Origin of the sequence: Streptomyces odontomachi, from assembly GCF_024435355.1 — a bacterium.
GTDB classification, from domain to species: Bacteria; Actinomycetota; Actinomycetes; order Streptomycetales; family Streptomycetaceae; genus Streptomyces; species Streptomyces odontomachi.
On the sequence record NZ_JAMJWG010000007.1, the window covers coordinates 174,076 to 191,361 of the forward strand.

At 72.2% G+C, this 17,286-nt stretch carries 18 protein-coding genes; 9 read left to right on the forward strand and 9 right to left on the reverse strand.

Annotated features, from left to right (window positions below):
• Positions 1 to 42 precede the first annotated feature (42 nt).
• On the reverse strand, positions 43 to 918 hold the full coding sequence (gene ddaH, locus NQO67_RS17150; protein WP_508493642.1) for a dimethylargininase: 876 nt from the start codon (positions 916 to 918) through the stop codon (positions 43 to 45).
• A gap of 324 nt (positions 919 to 1,242) precedes the next feature.
• On the opposite strand from ddaH, the gene NQO67_RS17155 reads away from it, so the two are divergent.
• Positions 1,243 to 1,959: a TetR/AcrR family transcriptional regulator gene (locus NQO67_RS17155; protein WP_255950871.1), complete on the forward strand. Its 717-nt coding sequence runs from the start codon at positions 1,243 to 1,245 to the stop codon at positions 1,957 to 1,959.
• Positions 1,960 to 2,326: 367 nt separating this feature from the next.
• Entirely contained in the window at positions 2,327 to 3,049 is a 723-nt protein-coding gene (locus NQO67_RS17160) for a bifunctional DNA primase/polymerase (protein ID WP_255950872.1), read from the forward strand.
• 240 nt (positions 3,050 to 3,289) lie between these two features.
• Here NQO67_RS17160 and NQO67_RS17165 read toward each other — a convergent pair whose 3' ends face one another.
• From NQO67_RS17165 to efeO, 4 genes are all read right to left on the reverse strand, one after another.
• On the reverse strand, positions 3,290 to 4,255 hold the full coding sequence (locus NQO67_RS17165) for an SCO2278 family lipoprotein (protein ID WP_508493643.1): 966 nt from the start codon (positions 4,253 to 4,255) through the stop codon (positions 3,290 to 3,292).
• Complete coding sequence (gene efeU / locus NQO67_RS17170) at positions 4,158 to 5,195, reverse strand: iron uptake transporter permease EfeU (protein ID WP_255950874.1); 1,038 nt, start codon at positions 5,193 to 5,195, stop codon at positions 4,158 to 4,160. The genes NQO67_RS17165 and efeU overlap by 98 nt, the downstream gene beginning before the upstream one ends.
• A gap of 70 nt (positions 5,196 to 5,265) precedes the next feature.
• On the reverse strand, positions 5,266 to 6,633 hold the full coding sequence (efeB, locus tag NQO67_RS17175; protein WP_255950875.1) for an iron uptake transporter deferrochelatase/peroxidase subunit: 1,368 nt from the start codon (positions 6,631 to 6,633) through the stop codon (positions 5,266 to 5,268).
• 131 nt (positions 6,634 to 6,764) lie between these two features.
• Positions 6,765 to 7,907: an iron uptake system protein EfeO gene (gene efeO / locus NQO67_RS17180; protein WP_255950876.1), complete on the reverse strand. Its 1,143-nt coding sequence runs from the start codon at positions 7,905 to 7,907 to the stop codon at positions 6,765 to 6,767.
• A 310-nt stretch (positions 7,908 to 8,217) separates the two neighbouring features.
• Here efeO and NQO67_RS17185 point away from each other — a divergent pair, with 310 nt between their 5' ends.
• The 4 genes from NQO67_RS17185 to NQO67_RS17200 all read left to right on the forward strand — a co-directional run bounded on the left by NQO67_RS17185 (position 8,218) and on the right by NQO67_RS17200 (position 12,055).
• The gene (locus NQO67_RS17185; RefSeq protein WP_255950877.1) at positions 8,218 to 8,937 is read left to right on the forward strand and encodes a PhzF family phenazine biosynthesis protein; all 720 of its coding nucleotides are present in this window, start codon (positions 8,218 to 8,220) and stop codon (positions 8,935 to 8,937) included.
• Between the two features lie 242 nt (positions 8,938 to 9,179).
• A complete protein-coding gene (locus NQO67_RS17190) occupies positions 9,180 to 9,578 on the forward strand; it encodes a hypothetical protein (RefSeq protein ID WP_255950878.1) in 399 nt (132 codons plus the stop codon).
• A gap of 201 nt (positions 9,579 to 9,779) precedes the next feature.
• Positions 9,780 to 10,568 (forward strand): carbonic anhydrase, encoded by a 789-nt coding sequence (locus NQO67_RS17195; RefSeq protein ID WP_255950879.1) that lies wholly within the window; start codon positions 9,780 to 9,782, stop codon positions 10,566 to 10,568.
• Positions 10,569 to 10,600: 32 nt separating this feature from the next.
• On the forward strand, positions 10,601 to 12,055 hold the full coding sequence (locus tag NQO67_RS17200; protein ID WP_255950880.1) for a SulP family inorganic anion transporter: 1,455 nt from the start codon (positions 10,601 to 10,603) through the stop codon (positions 12,053 to 12,055).
• A gap of 225 nt (positions 12,056 to 12,280) precedes the next feature.
• Here the strand turns inward: NQO67_RS17200 and map are convergent, their stop codons facing one another.
• Positions 12,281 to 13,138, reverse strand: coding sequence for a type I methionyl aminopeptidase (gene map / locus NQO67_RS17205; protein ID WP_255950881.1), 858 nt, complete (start codon positions 13,136 to 13,138; stop codon positions 12,281 to 12,283).
• A gap of 75 nt (positions 13,139 to 13,213) precedes the next feature.
• On the opposite strand from map, the gene NQO67_RS17210 reads away from it, so the two are divergent.
• The 3 genes from NQO67_RS17210 to NQO67_RS17220 all read left to right on the forward strand — a co-directional run bounded on the left by NQO67_RS17210 (position 13,214) and on the right by NQO67_RS17220 (position 14,804).
• Positions 13,214 to 13,426: a hypothetical protein gene (locus NQO67_RS17210; protein WP_255950882.1), complete on the forward strand. Its 213-nt coding sequence runs from the start codon at positions 13,214 to 13,216 to the stop codon at positions 13,424 to 13,426.
• Positions 13,427 to 13,737: 311 nt separating this feature from the next.
• On the forward strand, positions 13,738 to 14,460 hold the full coding sequence (gene npdG / locus NQO67_RS17215; RefSeq protein ID WP_255950883.1) for an NADPH-dependent F420 reductase: 723 nt from the start codon (positions 13,738 to 13,740) through the stop codon (positions 14,458 to 14,460).
• Positions 14,461 to 14,603: 143 nt separating this feature from the next.
• Positions 14,604 to 14,804, forward strand: a complete 201-nt coding sequence (locus NQO67_RS17220; protein WP_255950884.1) for a hypothetical protein — start codon at positions 14,604 to 14,606, stop codon at positions 14,802 to 14,804.
• A gap of 68 nt (positions 14,805 to 14,872) precedes the next feature.
• On the opposite strand, the gene NQO67_RS17225 is transcribed toward NQO67_RS17220, so the two are convergent.
• From NQO67_RS17225 to NQO67_RS17235, 3 genes are read right to left on the reverse strand one after another with little or no spacing between them, the layout of a single operon-like run.
• Entirely contained in the window at positions 14,873 to 15,814 is a 942-nt protein-coding gene (locus NQO67_RS17225; RefSeq protein WP_255950885.1) for an ABC-2 membrane transporter-related protein, read from the reverse strand.
• Positions 15,811 to 16,719 (reverse strand): ABC transporter ATP-binding protein, encoded by a 909-nt coding sequence (locus tag NQO67_RS17230; RefSeq protein WP_255950886.1) that lies wholly within the window; start codon positions 16,717 to 16,719, stop codon positions 15,811 to 15,813. Before NQO67_RS17230 ends, NQO67_RS17225 begins: the two co-directional genes overlap by 4 nt.
• Positions 16,716 to 17,114: a GntR family transcriptional regulator gene (locus tag NQO67_RS17235; RefSeq protein ID WP_255950887.1), complete on the reverse strand. Its 399-nt coding sequence runs from the start codon at positions 17,112 to 17,114 to the stop codon at positions 16,716 to 16,718. Before NQO67_RS17235 ends, NQO67_RS17230 begins: the two co-directional genes overlap by 4 nt.
• Positions 17,115 to 17,286 lie beyond the last annotated feature (172 nt).

A 17,286-nucleotide genomic window follows, 5' to 3' on the forward strand; every position in this document is an offset into this window, starting at 1 on the left:
CCAGGTGCCGTCACGGGGCGCGGGTGTGTCACCGGCCCCGGGTCACTCGTCCCGAAGCTCCAGCGTGCAGCACTTCACGCTGCCACCGGCCTTGAGCATCTCGCCCAGGTCCATGCCGATGGGCTCGTAGCCGCGCTCCCGCAGTGGCTCGAACAGCCCCACGGCGCCCTGCGGAAGCAGCACGTGCCGACCGTCCGAGACGGAGTTCAGGCCCCAGGCCAGCGCGTCCGCCTCGCTCACCGCCAGCGCGTCGGGGAAGAGGCGCCGCAGCACCATCTGACTGCCGGGCGAGAAGGCACCGGGGTAGTACATGATCTCGTCCGCGGCGTCGTCGAGCGCGGCGAGCGCCGTGTCGAGGTGGTAGAAGCGCGGATCGACCAGATCCAGCCCGATCACGGGCCGTTCGAAGAACTCCTGGGCCTCGCCGTGCGACAGCGGACTGGCCCTGAAGCCACGGCCGGCAAGGATGTAGGACGAGGTGACGACGAAGTCGCCCTCGCCTTCGTTGACATGCTCCGGCGTGCGGATCTCCGAGTAGCCGTGCGACCGGAACCACTCCAGGTGGGCCTCCGCCTCCGGCTCGCGCTGCCGGTAGGCGAAACGGGCGCCGAGCACCCGGCCGCCGACCACGGTCGCCCCGTTGGCCGCGAAGACCATGTCGGGCAGGCCGGGGCGTGGGTCGAGTTCGTGCACGGTGTGGCCGAGGGAGCGGTAGCGGTCCCGCAGGTCACCCCACTGGGCCAGGGCCAACTTGAGGTCGACCGGCTTCGTGGGGTCCATCCAGGGATTGATGGAGTACGTGACCTGGAAGTGCGCCGGTGGGCACATCAGATAGCGCCGGGGTGTGGCGCTACGGGGCGGTCGTGACAATGAGAGCTCCTTGACGGTACGTGTCGGTACGTCGGCCGGTCCGGACATCCGCGGCCTGCCTTGTGGGCCACCGTGGCGGGATGTCCGCCCGGCCGAAGCCGGGAACGGCTGCCCCTTGGGTACCAGGCGGATCATCCCGCCGGCTACCAGCGTTACCAGGACGGTTGCGCGAATTTCGGGGGTTCGGCGACGACCTTTCCGTTGTCTGTCCCTTTTGTCCGTCGATCGTGCCGGATCCGTGGGGAGTCGCGCGGGATGCGCGCCGGGTGGCGGGGAGGCGCGCCGGGGCGAGCGGGATGGGTCGGGGTGACGTTCGACCCGGGAGGTTTCGAGACGGACCGTCTCGGTTCGTCCCCCTGTTAGATTCGCCGTATGTCGTCCGCCTCCCGGAAGCCGGCCAGCGCCCCACGCCGCCCGCCCGAAGCGCCCGCCGCCCCCGTCGCCGACCCGGACCGCCGGGCCCGAGCGTCGGACGGGCGTCGCAGGTCGGGCCCCGACTCGGCGCGCCGCAGCGAGCGTTCGCGGCGGGCGATCTACGCCGCCGCGCTCGACCTCGTCGCCGAGCAGGGCTACCGCAAGACCACCGTCGAGGGCATCGCGGCACGCGCCGGGGTCGGCAAGCAGACCATCTACCGCTGGTGGCCGTCGAAGGCCGAGGTGCTCATGGAGGCCTTCCTCGACCTCGGCGAGCAGGCCGCCGAGGCAGTCGGCGGCGAGCCCTACACCTTCCCGCACACCGACGACCTCGCCGCTGACCTGCGCGAGGTGCTGCGGGCCACCGTGGACGAGCTCCAGGACCCCGCGTTCGAGTCGCCGGCCCGCGCGCTGGCCGCCGAGGGAGTGGTCGACGAGCGGCTCGGTGCCCGGTTCGTCGCCCGGCTGCTGGAGCCGCAGTTGCAGCTGTACGTGGCGCGGTTGCGCGCGGCGCAGCAGAGCGGGGAGCTGCGTGCCGACCTCGATCCCCGGATCGCCCTCGAACTCTTCGTCTCGCCGCTGGCCCAGCGCTGGCTGCAACGCACCGGTGAACTCACCCACGCCTATGCCGACACCCTCGTCGACTACGCGCTGCACGGCCTGCGCCCACGCTGACCCCGGGTGACCAGGGGGCCGACCAAGGGGGCGCGCTCGCCGAACGTCACCGGCGCGGACGGCGACCGCCCACGCCGCGTCCTGCCGCCGTGCGCCGGGCCGGCCGGGCGCCCGCCCGACCCCGGATGCGGGCTTGCGGCACACGGGGCGCAGGATGGTGGGAGGATGCAGGTAACCTGCCGGGTCGCTCGGGGCGCTGACGGCGGTCGCCGTCCATGACACGACGGCGGTCGGCCGTCCATGACACCGACGGCAGCCGGTCGTCGTCCCTCACCCCGACGCCAGCCGGTCACCGAAGCGACACGGACGGCAGGGCCAGGCGTGATCGGCCAGCAGGTCGGCCGGCACGAGACGAGCGAGGGGATAGATGGGCGCTGAGTTCGGCCGCCAGTCCGACGGGCACGGCAGGATCTCCCGGTGGTTGCGACGCCGCTCCAAGGAGCACCGGACGCCGGACGACGGCCGCCGCGAGGCCCTGCTGCTCGCCGCAGCGGACGCCGGACTCCCCCTCGCCCCCGCCGCGCATCCCAGCGGCTACCGATGTTCCTGCGACCGCGTCGGCTGTCCCACGCCCGCCCGGCACCCGATCTCGTTCGCCTGGCAGACCCAGTCCACGACCGACCGCGCACAGATCCAGCGCTGGGCCGAGAAACACCCCGAGGCCAACTTCATCACCGCCACCGGCCGGGTCCACGATGTGCTCGACGTGCCCGTCGAGGCCGGGCGCGAGGCCCTGGACCGGCTGCTCGCCGCCGGCATCGAGGTCGGCCCGGTCGCCGAGTCGGGCGACGGCCGGATGCTGTTCTTCACGCTGACCCGCGGCACGCCCGAGGACGAGGACGAGTGGTGGCCGTGCGAGCTGGACTGCCACCCCGAGACGATGGACGAGCACCCGGGGCTGCGCTGGCACTGCCGCGGCTCGTACGTCCTGGTACCGCCGGCCCGGCTGCCGAACGACCTGGGTGTCGTCTGGGTACGGGGCCCGGAGCACCCGCTGCCGGACCCGCTGTCCCTGCTCGAGGTGCTCACGGACGCCGCTGCCCGTTTCTCGGGCGACCACCTGTCGATGGGCTGGCCGCTGCGGGGCTAGGCCCTGTCGTCAAACTCCCGTCTGCCTGGCGGCGTCATGCACGCACTCTCGCCGCACCGGGCACAAGCCCACGTACTCCCCCACTGCCTGAACGGCGTGGGAGGTGCCCCCATGCGTACGCGGACTCGCGCCCGGCGCTCCCCCAAGCTCTTCGAGCAGGGGGGACCCCCAGAGCACGCACCTGACGCCGCCGGACCGCCCTTCGGGCGACGACGGGAGTTTGACGACAGGACCTAGGCCCTACTCGCCCTTCGCGCCGGTCAGCCCCTGGATGCGGCTGATGAACCGCACCTGCGTGTCCTGCCCGCCCTTCGGTGGATCGATCACCGTCTGGTTCGAGACGCGCTCCAGCGTGATCGACTGCTTCACCTCGCCGGTGGTCAGGGCCTTCACGTCCGGCGGGATGTTGAGGGTCACGCCCGGCGCCGCGGTCTGCTTCTCGTAGTGCCGGGTGGCGAAGAAGACCAGCGCACCACCGCCCTTGATGCGCAGGCCCACCGGCTCGTAGGCGCCGCCGGACAGGGGCTTGTCGATGAACTGCGTGGACAGACCGGCGCGGGTCGCGTCCTTGTTGCGCTGCTGGCGCCACGCGGAGGTCTGGGCGCCCGGCGCGAAGGCCGGGCCGCCCTTGTCGAGATAGGTGACGTAGGCCGGGCTGAGGCGGTTCGGGGTGATCGCCAGCTCCTCGTCGTCGGCCGCCACCGCCGTCGCCAGGCCGTCCTTGCCGACCTCGAACTCGGGCATGTCCCCGAGCGGCACGATCGTCAGGTACGACACCCGCCACCCCGCGTGCGGCCCGCTGCGTGTGAAGACCATCAGCCAGCTGTTGTCCTGACCGGTGACACCGTCCTGGTCGCGGTTGGAGTCCGCCTCCACCACGAAGAACTTGGGCCAGCCCGCCATCTTCGGGATGGTGTACTTCGGGTCGGTCAGCTTCAGGGGCGTGTGGTCCGGGTTGCCCTGCGGATTGTTGACGTGCTTGGCCTTCAGACCCGACTGGTTGATGTCGGCCAGCGCGCCGGTGACCTGGTCCTCGTCCAGGGCCGGGTCGTAGGCCTTGTCCGACTTGTTGTACGCGGCGACGAAGGCGGTCAGCGCGTCGCCCGCCTTAGCCTTGGTCGCGGACGGGATCACCGCCCGCTCCCCGTGCACCGTCACGCACCCGGTCGTCGCCCCCAGCAGCGTCACCAGCGTCGCGGCCAGCACCGGCCGCTTCGGCAGCCGGTACCTGAGCCCGCGCGCCGTCCTTGGCCGGCGCTGCCGCGGCGTCACCGACCGCCGTGGCGCCCCCGGAGTGTGGAGCAGAGTGTGCATCGGAACCCTTCACCTTCCCCTTCCCGGGCCCGAACCCTACCGGGGACAGGAACAGCGCGAGCGTCGGGATCAGATACAGCGCCCAGACCCAGGTCTGCAACACCGTCGGATCCGGCTGGAAGTTGAACACGCCCTTCAGCAGGGTGCCGTACCAACTGTCCGGCGGGATGGTGCCGCTGATGTCGAAGGCCATGTCGGTCAGGCCCCCGAGCAGGCCCGCTTCCTGGAGGTCGTGGAAGCCGTAGGCGAGCACGCCGGCCGCGACGATCACCAGCATCCCGCCGGTCCAGACGAAGAACCTGGCCAGATTGATGCGCACCGCACCCCGGTAGAAGAGCCAGCCGAGCACCACCGCCGTCAGCAGGCCGAGCACCACCCCGATCAGCGGCCCGTGCGTGCCGTCGCTGGACGCCCGCACCGACGCCCACACGAACAGCGCCGTCTCCAGGCCCTCCCGGCCCACCGCCAGGAACGCCGTGACGACCAGCGCGGCGGTGCCCATCTGCAACGCCTGGTCCAGCTTGCCGTGCAACTCGGCCCTCAGATGGCGGGCGGTGCGGCGCATCCAGAAGACCATCCAGGTGACCAGGCCCACCGCGACGATCGACAGCGAGCCGCCCAGGCCCTCCTGCGCCTCGAACGTCAGCTCCTGCGAGCCGTACGTCAGCGCGCAGCCGAAGCCGAGTGCCAACGCGATGGCGACCGCGACACCGATCCAGACGGGCCGCAGCGCGTCTCGCCGGCCCGTCTTGACCAGATAGGCGACCAGGATGCAGACGACGAGGCTCGCCTCCAGGCCCTCACGCAGCCCGATCAGATAGTTGCCGAACATGGCGTGTCCTCTCCTCGGTCTTCGGCGGTCCTCGGACGTCGGTCCTCGGTGGTTCGGTTGCCCATCGCGGTCAGCCGCCGGCCCGCGGTCCGAACAGGGCGCTGCCCCACCAGTCGTCGGCGTCCCGGACGCCCGGCGGGATCGCGAAGACGGCTGAACCGACGTGCTGGATGTACTCGTTGAGCGCGTCCATCCGGGACAGCTGCCGCTGCACCGGCAGGAAGCCCGTGCGGACGTCCCGCTGGTAGGCGAGGAAGAACAGGCCCGCGTCCAGCCGGCCGAGTCCGTCCGTGCCGTCCGTGAACGAGTAACCGCGCCGCAGGATGGTCGCGCCGTCGTTGGCGTCCGGATGGGCGAGCCGGACGTGCGCGGTGGGCTTCATCGCCTTCAGGAACGGCTCGTCGTGCTCCTTGGCCTTGCCCACCGGCGCGCCCTCGCGCTTGTCCCGCCCGAAGACGTCCTCCTGCTCCTGGAGCGACGTGCGGTCCCAGGTCTCGATGTTCATCCGGATCCGGCGCGCCACCAGGTAGGAGCCGCCGGTCATCCAGTCCGGGCCGTCCTTCCGGCCCACCCAGACGTGCTGGTCGAGCCGTTTGGTCTCGGTGCCGGCGATGTTGCGGGTGCCGTCCTTGAAACCCATCAGGTTGCGCGGCGTCTGCGCGCCCGGTGTCGTCGACGAGGTCTTGCCGAAGCCCAGCTGGGACCAGCGGATCGCCACCGTGCCGAAGCCCATCCGCGCCAGGTTGCGGATCGCGTGCACCGCCACCTGCGGGTCGTCCGCGCACGCCTGGATGCACAGGTCACCGCCGCTGCGCGCCGGATCCAGCTGGTCGCCCGGGAACTTCGGCAGGTCGATCAGCGCCTCGGGGCGCTGCCCGGCGAGGTCGAACTTCGTGAAGAGGGACGGGCCGAAGCCGATCGTCAGGGTGAGCCGGGAAGGCGCGAGGCCGAGCGCCTCACCGGTGTCGTCCGGGGGCGCCTCGGCGAGCCCACCGGTGGCGCCGTGCCCCACCGGGTGCCCGGCGGTCATCCGCGCGGCGGCCGCCGTCCAGTCCTTCAGCAGCTGGACGAACGCGGCACGGTCCTTGGTCTGCACGTCGAACGCCGCGAAGTGCAGCCGGTCCTGCACGGGGGTGGCGATGCCCCCCTGGTGCGCCCCGTGGAACGGCACCGCGCCGTCCGTGGCGCCGCCGTCGGAGGACTCGTCGTCCCGGACCGCGGCCGCGGCGCCGCCCGCCGCAGCGGCGCCCAGCGCCAGGCCGGCGCCCCCCCAGCCGAGCAGCGCCCGGCGCGAGGGTGTGCGCGCGCCGGTACGCGCGCCCCGCGCCGAGGCCGGATCCGCGCTGCCGGTACCGACGTCACCGGCATCCTGCCCACTGTTCCGGGCATCCGAAGGGGCGCTCTGCGCACCGCCGGATGCTGTGACCTCTTCCGCCATGGACGGCTCCTGCCTGATGAATCTCGAAGGACGATCCCGACGGACCGCTCGGGGTGCGGGACATGGGAGCGAGCACCGGGTCGGGCCGGGGGTGCCACCGCAGCGGGTACCCCGGGCCCACCCGGTCCGGGCTAGCCGACCACCGCGGCGGCGAGCTTGGACAGCGGCTCCGCCAGCGCGTTGACCGCGTCGGAGAGCTGCTTGCGGTCTGCCTTGCCGAGCTGGTCGTAGGGGGTGTACTCCAACGAGTCCGGGCCGCCGGTGCGGTAGCCGTCCAGCAGCTTGTTCAGCGCGCCGAACTGCTGGTCGAGGGTCTTCGTCAGCGCTGGATCGTGCTTCGAAGCCACCGGCTTCAGCAGCTCGTACGCCTGCTGCGCACCCTCGACGTTGCCCTTGAAGTCGACGAGGTCGGTGTGCGAGTAGCGGTCCTCCTCGCCGGTGACCTTGCCGGTGGCGACCTCGTCGAGGAGTTCCTTGGCGCCGTTGGCCATCGAGGTGGGGGTGATGTCGGCGGTGCCGACCCGCTTCTGCCAGTCGATGAGATCGGTCACCAGCCGGTCGGCCAGCTCCTTCTCCTTCGGGCCGATCTTCTTGTCCTGCCAGAGTGCCTTCTCCAGGCGGTGCCAGCCGGTCCACTCCTGGCCGTTCTCCAGGCCGTCCGCCCGGGTGTCCACCTTCGGGTCGATGTCGCCGAACGACTCGGCCACCGGCTCGGTGCGCTCCCAGCCCACCCGCGAGGGCGCGTACGCCTTCTTCGCCGCCGCCAGGTCGCCCTTCTTGATCGCGGCTACGAAGGTCTTCACCTTGGGCAGCGTGTCATCGGCCTGGTCCTGCACGTAGTTGCGGTAGGAGGCCACCGCCTTGTCCGCCTGCGGGTCCCGCTCGGCGGCCTTGTCGCCGCCGGTCACGGTCAGCTTCTGCCGCACACCGTGGCCCTTCATCCCGGGCCGGCAGGCGATCTCGTACGACCCGGCCTTGATCTCCGCGGTCAGGGTGTACGAGGTGCCGGGGCCGATGTTCTCCTTCTCCGACACGATCCGGCCGTCCGGGAAGAGGATCTCCACCTCGGTCGCCTTGGAGCCCTTGTTGGCGACGGCGAGGGTGACCTTTCCGGCCGGGGTCTGCTTGGCGGAGGTGTCGCAGCGGGTGTCGGCCGCGGTCACCTTGATCGCATCGTCGTCCTTGGCGGAGCTTTTCGCGGTGCACCCCGTGAGGGACGCGAGGACCACCGCACCGGCGGCTGCGGTGACGACGGAGAGTCGGACGGCTCTCATAAGCGGGCTCCAAGGTGGTGGCCGGTGGCGGGATCTGATGGATCGGGTACCGGCTGTACGACGGTCACGGACGGACGGGAGATGCGTTCGCCGCACAGCCGTACAACTGAGGTAGACCTAACTTACCGAAGGCTTACCTCAGTAACGACACCGCGTCCAGTGATCCAGCTCTCAGAACGGCGACCGGATCTTGGCGAAGAAGCATCTGCGCCCCTGGGAGCGCCCCTTCGGACTAAGGGCGCCGGGGCGTATCGGGGAAGGCCGAGGGCGCATGACCTCCCCGCCCCTTGGCGAGTGCTTGAATGCGCGGGTGGCGGAACGAGACAAGCTGAACGCGGCACCCTGGGCCGGTGTGCTCGATGTGCTGCGGGTCTTCTGCGGCCCGGACGGCCGCCACGGCAATCGCCTCGGCGTGCTCAGGGACGGCTCGACGGTGCCGGCGCAGGCCGACCGGCAGGCGCTGGCGGCCCGGCTCGGCTTCAGCGAGACGGTGTTCGTCGACGACCCGGAGCGCGGCACCATCGACATCCACACCCCCAGCGAGCGCCTGCCGTTCGCCGGCCATCCCTGCGTGGGTGCCGCCTGGCTGCTGGACCTGCCCGAACTGCGCACCCCGGCGGGCGTGGTGGCCGCCCGCCTCGACGGCGAGTTCTGCTGGATCGAGGCACGGCCCGCGTGGGCGCCGCCGCGCACCCTGCGCCAGTACGCCTCAGCAGCGGAGGTGGACGCGCTGCCCGTGCCGGTCCCCGCCGCGTCCGCCACCCCCGCCGAACGCTGGATCTACGCCTGGGCCTGGGAGAACGAGGCCGCCGGCCGGGTCCGGGCCCGCGGCTTCCCGGGCCGGGGCGACGGCATCGAGGAGGACGAGGCCACCGGGGCAGGTGCCCTCCTCCTCACCGCGCAGCTGGGCCGCGCCGTCAACATCCGCCAGGGCGGCGGCTCCCAGATCCTCACGGCACCCCAGCCGGAGGGCCGGATCGAGATCGGCGGCCGGGTGGCCCTGGACGACCCGGGATCGTCCGCGCGGTGACCCCCGGGCCACGCACGGCCTCCACGACACCCCACGGCCGTGCAGTCGACCCACGTCAAGAGCGCGTTCGGCGCATGGCGAGATAGCGACGCCCGGGCTGGTTGTGGTGGTGCGACGTCATGCAAGGTGTGCGCATCGGCAGCGGCCGGGCGACCGGCGGGCGTGCGCAAGGGTGCCGGCCCGTGCTGCTCATCGGACACCGGTGCGCAGGTCTGGCGCACACGTCTCACGGGGGGTGAAGCATGGCCAGAAGTGTGACCGCTCGCGTCCTCACCGCGCTGGCCACCGTGCTGCTGCTCCTCGTCGCCGTGTGCGCCGCCTCCGGCGCCACCTCCCAGGTCGTCACCGCGGGCACGTCCCAAGGCCAGGCCGGCCAGGGCGGTGCACCCGGCAGCAGCAACGGGTCCGGTCGCGGCGACGCCGACGGCGAACTGTCCAAGGACGAGGCGCCGCGGACCGTGGGTCCGCAGCGACGCCGCAGGGAGACAGGCGTCCCCGCCCCCTCGGGACGCCACCACCGGGTACGCGACGCCGTCGGCGTCCCGGCCCGCATCGGTACCGCGGTGGACGCCCGGCCGCAGGCCGGCCGTACCGCCTCCACCGCGGCACATCTGGCACGACTACAGGTCTTCCGCTGCTGATGGCCGGGCGGCGACGGCACCGTTCCTGAACGTCGTGGCCGCTCTCCGGCCGGGGTGCTGATCACCCGCGGGGACCGATCCCTCTCTTCCACCGGCTGCCCGGCCGGTCGGTCCTGCCCGCGTGTGCACTCCGGCACGGGTGATCACTCTTTCCACCGACAAGGCGCCCGCAGCCACGCGGAGCGCACTGGAGGCACACCCATGCAACCACTCATCGATCACGCACGCCTGTTCGGACGGCTCTGCGCCGTCCGGTCGGCCGACTACGCCCGGCTCGCCGCCGGGCAGTCGCCGCAGGCACTCTTCATCACCTGCTCCGACTCCCGGGTGGTCCCGGCGCTCATCACCGGTGCCCGGCCGGGCGAACTCTTCGAACTGCGCACCGCAGGAAACGTCGTGCCGTCGCACGCGCAGGGCCCGACGTCCGAGGCCGCCACGATCGAGTTCGCGGTGAGCGTGCTCGGCGTCTCGCACGTGGTGATATGCGGGCACTCGCACTGCGGCGCCGTCGGCGCCCTGGTCCGTGGCGACGACCTGTCCGGGGCGCCCCTGGTACGCGCCTGGCTGACCGGGACGATCGGCCGCGACCGGCAGGCCCTGTCCGACGGCGGCACCGGCACCCGAAGCCGCAACGCCCCCGACCCGCTGCCCGGACGCGACCGGCACGCGACCCCGGACGCCGGCCCGGGCGCTCCGCAGGACGACGGCATCCACGACGGCCCGTCGGACGACGGAGCGCACGCCCTGGCGGACGACGGCCCGCACGCGCCACCCTGTCCGGGCCTGCCCGCCACCCCGGACGACGACCCCGCCCTCCTCGGTGCCGTGCAGCGCCACGTACTGACGCAGGCGGCACGGCTGAGGTCGTACCCGTGCGTGGCACGCCGGCTCGCCACGGGCGGGCTGCGGCTGCACGCCTGGTGCTACGAGGTCCACACCGGCGCCGTGCTGGCCCACCGGCCGGGCACCGACTCCTTCGCAGCGCTGTGAGGGCCCCGATGAACCTCAAGAAGCCGAACCTCATGAAGACGATGAACGCGGCGGACGTGCGACGCGACTTCGCCGCGTCCTGGGTGGTCTTCCTGGTCGCCCTGCCGCTGTGCGTGGGCATCGCCGTCGCTTCCGGGGTCCCGGCCGAACTCGGCCTGGTCACCGGGATCGTGGGCGGCCTGGTGGCCGGCGTGCTGCCGGGCAGCAGCCTCCAGGTGTCGGGTCCCGCCGCCGGCCTGACCGTCCTGGTCTTCGAGGCCGTGCACGAGCACGGGCTGTCCGCGCTGGGCGCGATGGTGCTGGCCACCGGGCTGTGCCAGCTGCTGCTCGGCACCCTGGGCTGGGGCCGGTGGTTCCGGGCGATCTCGGTGTCGGTGGTCGAGGGCATGCTCACCGGGATCGGGCTCGTCCTGATCGCGGGCCAGCTCTACTCCGTGACCGGCGCGGCGGCACCCGACTCCGGACCGGCCAAGATCGCCGGGCTGCCCGGCATGCTCGCCGACGCGGTGACGTCCGCCGAGGCCAGGGCCTCGCTGCTGCTGGGCGCGGGCACCATCGCCGTCCTGGTGCTGTGGCCCAGGCTGCCGGCCCGGGTCCGGGCGCTGCCCGGGCCGCTGGCCGCGGTGGCGCTGGCCACGGCCGTGGCGCTGCTGTTCGGGCTGCCGGTCGCCGAGGTGCGGGTCTCCGGGCTGCTCGCCGCCGTGCAGCCGCCCGGTCTGGTGGACGTCGGCCGGCTGCTGGACCCCGGCCTGCTCGGCACCGTGCTGGCCTTCACCCTGATCGCCTCGGCGGAGAGCCTGTTCAGCGCGGCGGCGGTGGACCGGCTGCACAACGGCCCGCGTACCCACTACAACCGTGAGCTGATGGCCCAGGGCGCCGGCAACACCGTCTGCGGCCTGCTGGGCGCCCTGCCGATGACCGCGGTGATCGTCCGCAGCTCGGCCAACGTGCAGGCGGGAGCGCGTACCCGGCTCTCCCGGGTGCTGCACGGGGTGTGGCTGCTGCTGTTCGCCGTCCTGCTGCCCCAGGCACTGACCCTGATCCCGCTGCCGGCACTGGCGGCCGTCCTGGTCCATGCCGGGTTCAAGCTGATCCCCGCACGTCAGATGGTCGAGCTGTGGCGGGAGCGCCGCGGTGAGGTGCTGATCCTGGTGGTGACGGCGGTCTCGATCGTCCTGGTCAGCATGTTCGAGGGAGTGCTCATCGGGCTGGTCCTCGCCGTGGTGAAGGCCGCGTGGGAGGCGTCCCAGGTACGCCTGGACGTCACCGACACGGGGACGGGGCCGATTCACGTCCACCTGTCGGGCAACGCGACCTTCCTGCGCCTGCCGAAGATCCTCGACAGCCTGGAAGCACTGCCCCCGGGCCGTCCGGTCGCGCTCGACCTGTCGGGCCTGCACCACCTCGACCACGCCTGCCGCACCGCCCTGGAGAGCTGGTCGGCGAGGTACCGCGCCGAGGGGGTGGAGCCGGTGACCATCGGCTAGGGCCTGTGTGGAGTTGTGATCTGGTTCAGGGAGCGGGGCGTGGTGCGTGCGATCGCAAGGCGCCGGAGCGCCCTCATAGCGGAGCTATGTGGGCGTTTCGGCAACGCGGCGAGCGTGCGTGCCACGCCCCGCGAGCCCAGATCACGACTCCACACAGGCCCTAGGTCACACGCCGCCCGGTGTCCTCGGCGAGCGGGGACACCGGGCCGCGTGCCGGCAGGCTCGTCAGGGCAGCGTCAGGACCTCGGCGCCGCTGTCCGTGACGACCAGCGTGTGCTCGAACTGGGCCGTGCGCTTGCGGTCCTTGGTGACCACGGTCCAGCCGTCGTCCCAGGTCTCGTAGTCGTAGGTGCCCAGCGTCAGCATCGGCTCGATGGTGAACGTCATCCCGGGCCTGATCACCGTCGTCGCCCGCGGGCTGTCGTAGTGCGGCACGATCAGTCCGGAGTGGAACGAGGTGTTGATGCCGTGGCCGGTGAAGTCCCGCACCACCCCGTACCCGAAGCGCTTGGCGTAGGACTCGATGACCCGGCCGATGACGTTGATCTGGCGGCCGGGCTTGACCGCCTTGATCGCGCGGTTCAGGGCCTCCCGGGTCCGCTCCACCAGCAGCCGGGAGCCCTCGTCGACGTCGCCGACCAGGTACGTGGCGTTGGTGTCGCCGTGCACCCCGCCGATGTACGCCGTGACGTCCAGGTTGACGATGTCGCCGTCCCGCAGCACCGTCGAGTCGGGGATGCCGTGGCAGATCACCTCGTTGACGGAGGTGCACAGCGACTTCGGGAAGCCGCGGTAGCCGAGCGTGGACGGGTAGGCCCCGTGATCGCACATGTACGCGTGCGCGATCTCGTCCAGCTCGTCGGTGGTCACGCCCGGGGCGATGGCCGCCGCGGCCTCGGCCATGGCCCGTGCCGCGATACGGCTCGCGATCCGCATGCGTTCGACCGTCTCGGCATCCTGCACCTCCGGGCCGGTGTACGGCGTCGGCGCCGGTTTGCCCACATACTCGGGGCGCTGGATGTTTTCGGGGACGGAACGGGTGGGAGAGAGCTCTCCTGGTACGAGCAGTGACTGGCCAGACATATCAGTGAGTGTATCGAGCGGTCCTGGTGTCACCATGGTCGCCGTACGCCGAGGTCCGACCGTGAGGAGCCGATGATGGCGCTGTTCAGGAAGCGGCCCGTGGGAGAGCCGGGCGAATGGTTCTACTGCCTCAAGCACCGCAAAGCCGAGGAGGGCCCGGAGTGCCCGGCCAAGAACCGCCTCGGTCCCTACTCCACCCGCACCGAGGCCGAGCACGCGATCGAGCTGGTCTCGGAGCGCAACCGCGACTGGGACAACGACCCGCGCTGGGGCGACGAAGGATCTTGACCCGCGCCGGAGGGCGCGGAGCTGATGTGCGGCTCTGCCGCGGGGGCGCGTAGCGCCCGTAAAGAGGCGCGGGGAACTGCGCGACCGGCCACGACGAGACCGTCAGGTCGCCACCGTCCCAAGGGGGCTGTTTCTGTCGTGTCCGGACCGCCGGCCGGTGGGGGGCTGGTCGCGCAGTTCCCCGCGCCCCTCAGCTGGCGCTACGCGCCCCCGCGGCGGAGCCGCACGTCAAGCACAGCCCCGCGCCCTTTTCGGCACCTTCGGCGCCCCTCGCAGGGGCGTCGTCGCCTGGGGACGCATAGGGTCCCCCTATGACTACTCCCGACAACAACGCCCCCGGCCAGCGCGCCGCCACGACCCCCGCCAAGGACCCCTGGGACCTGCCCGACGTGTCCGGCCTCGTGGTCGGCGTGCTCGGCGGTACGGGCGACCAGGGGCGGGGGCTCGCGTACCGGCTCGGCAGGGCCGGGCAGCAGGTGATCATCGGTTCCCGGTCCGCCGACCGGGCCCGGACGGCGGCCGAGGAGATCGGCGCCGGCGTGCAGGGCGCGGCGAACGACGAGTGCGCGCGGCGCAGCGACGTCGTCATCGTCGCCGTCCCCTGGGACGGGCACGCGGCCACCCTGGAGGCACTGCGGGACGATCTCGCGGGCAAGCTGGTCGTGGACTGCGTGAACCCGCTCGGGTTCGACAAGAGGGGCGCCTACGCGATCGTGCCCAAGGAGGGCAGCGCCGCGGAGCAGGCCGCCGGGCTGCTGCCCGAGTCCCGGGTGACGGCCGCCTTCCACCATCTGTCGGCGGTGCTGCTCCAGGACCCGTCCGTCGAGCGCATCGACACCGACGTCATGGTCCTCGGTGACGCGCGTGCCGACACCGACATCGTGCAGGCGCTCGCCGCCCGCATCCCCGGCATGCGCGGTGTCTTCGCCGGCCGGCTGCGCAACGCCCACCAGGTCGAGTCCCTGGTCGCCAACCTGATCTCGACCAACCGCCGCTACAAGGCCCACGCGGGCCTGCGGCTCACGGACGTGTGACCCGTCGGCGGGTGACGTGGACGGCGGGTGACCGGGGCGCGGCGCACAGGGGGCGGGGCACCGTGCGCGCAGCATGGGGGACACTGGGCGGGTACGTGCGGACATCCCCGTCATCCGACGCACCGGACAGGAGCCAGCCCCTCATGCCCCGCCTCGCCCTCTACACCCTCGCCGTCTGCGTGCTGGCCGTCGCCGCGGCCGTGGTCTCCTTCGTCCAGGGCAGCTGGCTCGGCATCGTCTGGGTCCTGCTGGCCGGCCTCTCGTCCAACATGAGCTGGTACTACGTCCGCCGTGCCAGGGCGGAACGCAGGGGCGAGACCAGGACGGAGACCAGGACGGTCTGATCCACCGAACTCCGGGCGCGGCCACGGCACGGCAGCCTGCGCCCAGAGCAGGTGGTCAGGGCAGGTGGTCAGGGCAGCCTGCGGCGCAGCGCCCAGAACGCGGCGGTCACCGCGGCGGCGGTCAGGGCCAGGACGATGCCGGTCTCGACCAGTTGGATCGGCCAGTAGTGCGAGGCCGGGTGGATCTTCGCGTAGAAGTCGACCGCCCCGTGATGCGACAGGCATGTGCTGAGGTTGCCGGGCCTGGCCTGGTCGGTGCAGTCGAGACCGCTGGCGTGCGCCCCGGACTTCAGGATCATCCCGAACTCGATCTGATCGACGTGGTTGAGCGCGGAGGTCCAGGGGCCCCGCACCTCGCTCGCCGGCCAGAGCGAGGAGCGGAACCGGTCGCCCAGGTGGTAGGCGAGAGCGATGCCGACCAGCGCCAGGCCCGTCGCGGGGAGGGCGCGCCGGGTGAGCAGCGCCGCCAGCGCACCGAGCGCCAGCGCGAGCAGGACGTACGCCGGGCCGACCGTTCCGGCGGCGTGCAGGTACTCGCTGTTCCACCGGTTGGTGAAGTTGTCGGGACCGGACACCCACACCCACCGGAACAGCAGGGTCAGCGCCGCCGTGCCCCCGAGGAGCGCCGCCGCCGGGACGGCCAGTTTCGTGGCGAGCCAGCGGGTCGGGGACACGGACTGGGTCCACGCCAGGGTGGCGGTGCCGTGCTCCAGTTCCCGGCCGATCAGCACGGCGCCCGCGCAGGCGGCGATGGCGCAGGGCAGCCAGGCGACGAGCTCGGCTGCCCCGAGTTCAAGGCCTTCGTAGTGCATGCCCGCGAAGCAGGGCAGCATCTCCGCGCCACCGCAGCGGGCGCTGTGTGGAGCCGGCTGGTGCTCGAACTCATGGAGCCAGACCAGCCTGCCGGCGCCGGCGGCGACGAGCACCGCCCAGACCCACAGCGGCACCCGGTGCAGCCGTAGCACCGCCCGGGTCAGGCCGTGCTGCGCGGCGTGCGAGAGCGTGGTCATGCGACGGCCTCCTGGCTCGGTGCGGGCGAGGCGCTCTGCGTGAACAGGGCGGGGGTGTCGGGGTTGCGCAGATGGGCCAGGATCAGCTCCTCCAGGGCGGGCTGCTCGACCAGCCACGAGGCCGCGTCGACCGCCCCCTGCGGGCGCACCAGTGCGGTGTGGCCGCGACCGTTTGCGGCGGACTCCACGACGGTGTGCGGCGCGAAGTCGGGCGACGCGCCGGTGAGACGGGCGTGCGCGGTCCGTACGTCCTCGCTCTCCCCGGCGAGCCTGATCCGGCCGCCGGCGAGCAGCAGCAGGTAGTCGCAGACGTTCCCCAGTTCGGCGAGGACGTGGGAGGACATCACGACGGTGCTGCCGTGCTCGACGGCGGCGGCCAGCAGGGCGCCCATCAACTGGTGCCGGGCGACCGGGTCCAGGTCCGCCATCGGCTCGTCCAGCAGCAGCAGTTCGGCCCGTTTGCCGAGGGCCAGCGCGAGGGCGACCCGGGTGCGCTGGCCACCGGAGAGGGTGCGGATCCTGGCGCGGGGATCCAGGGCGCCGCCGTACGCGGCGCGTTCCGCGGCCTCCTGGTCCCAGCGCCCCGGGTTGAGCTCGGCGCCGAGGCGGAGCGTGGCCGCCACGGTGAGCTGCGGATACAAGGGACGCGTCTGCGCCACGTAGCCGATCCGCGCCCGAGCCTGGTCCGGGCTCGTCCCGAGCACCCGTAACGTCCCCTGCGTGGGGCGGAGCGTCCCCGCCGCCAGTGACAGCAGCGTGGACTTGCCGGCGCCGTTCGGGCCGACCAGCGCGCAGATCCGACCGGCGGGCAGCCGGAAGGAACAGTCCCGCAGGACCGGAGCGCGACGGCGCCCGTAGCGCATCACGAGCCCGCGCGCCTCGAACGCACCTGATTCCCTGCTCATTGCTCTCCCTGTTCTTTCTCGGTGAACTCCTGCTCCAGAACGGAGCTGACCAGCGCGGCGACGTCCTCGCGGCCGAGGCCTCCCGCACGGGCTCGTCTCATCCAGCCGGCCAGCTCGTCGACGAGCGGTGACGGGGCCGCTGCGGCCGTCCCCAGCGACTTCTGCACGAAGGTGCCGAGGCCGCGCCGTCCCTCCACCAGGCCCTCGCGCTCCAGCTCGCGGTAGGCCTTGAGCACGGTGTTCGGGTTGACGGCGGTTGCCTCGACGACCTCGCGAGCGGTGGGCAGCCGGTCGCCCGGCTCGAGCAGGCCCAGCCGCAGGGCCTGCTTCGTCTGCTGGACGATCTGCACGTAGGTGGCTACGCCGGACCCCCGGTCGATCCGGTACCGGATCACTCCATCACCCTTTCACTAATCAATTAGTGAAAGGGTGATGGAGTGAAGGGTGCCACGTCAAGTCCGCCGGGGTGCGGAACCCCTCTGCTACCCGTGCGTTCTGCACGTCCGGCAGGTGACATCGGCGACTGTCCGGGCCTTCGTCCCGCGTGACAGCTTTGACCCCGTCGCC

Coding starts and splice junctions, on each gene's coding strand:
- NQO67_RS17160 (WP_255950872.1), top strand. CDS start 2,327: ATGGGCGCTGAGTTCGGCCGCCAGTCCGACGGGCACGGCAGGATCTCC.
- ddaH (WP_508493642.1), bottom strand. CDS start 918: ATGTCCGGACCGGCCGACGTACCGACACGTACCGTCAAGGAGCTCTCA.
- NQO67_RS17200 (WP_255950880.1), top strand. CDS start 10,601: ATGAAGACGATGAACGCGGCGGACGTGCGACGCGACTTCGCCGCGTCC.
- NQO67_RS17190 (WP_255950878.1), top strand. CDS start 9,180: ATGGCCAGAAGTGTGACCGCTCGCGTCCTCACCGCGCTGGCCACCGTG.
- NQO67_RS17210 (WP_255950882.1), top strand. CDS start 13,214: ATGGCGCTGTTCAGGAAGCGGCCCGTGGGAGAGCCGGGCGAATGGTTC.
- efeB (WP_255950875.1), bottom strand. CDS start 6,633: ATGGCGGAAGAGGTCACAGCATCCGGCGGTGCGCAGAGCGCCCCTTCG.
- NQO67_RS17230 (WP_255950886.1), bottom strand. CDS start 16,719: ATGAGCAGGGAATCAGGTGCGTTCGAGGCGCGCGGGCTCGTGATGCGC.
- NQO67_RS17225 (WP_255950885.1), bottom strand. CDS start 15,814: ATGACCACGCTCTCGCACGCCGCGCAGCACGGCCTGACCCGGGCGGTG.
- efeO (WP_255950876.1), bottom strand. CDS start 7,907: ATGAGAGCCGTCCGACTCTCCGTCGTCACCGCAGCCGCCGGTGCGGTG.
- map (WP_255950881.1), bottom strand. CDS start 13,138: ATGTCTGGCCAGTCACTGCTCGTACCAGGAGAGCTCTCTCCCACCCGT.
- NQO67_RS17155 (WP_255950871.1), top strand. CDS start 1,243: ATGTCGTCCGCCTCCCGGAAGCCGGCCAGCGCCCCACGCCGCCCGCCC.
- NQO67_RS17195 (WP_255950879.1), top strand. CDS start 9,780: ATGCAACCACTCATCGATCACGCACGCCTGTTCGGACGGCTCTGCGCC.
- efeU (WP_255950874.1), bottom strand. CDS start 5,195: ATGTTCGGCAACTATCTGATCGGGCTGCGTGAGGGCCTGGAGGCGAGC.
- NQO67_RS17220 (WP_255950884.1), top strand. CDS start 14,604: ATGCCCCGCCTCGCCCTCTACACCCTCGCCGTCTGCGTGCTGGCCGTC.
- npdG (WP_255950883.1), top strand. CDS start 13,738: ATGACTACTCCCGACAACAACGCCCCCGGCCAGCGCGCCGCCACGACC.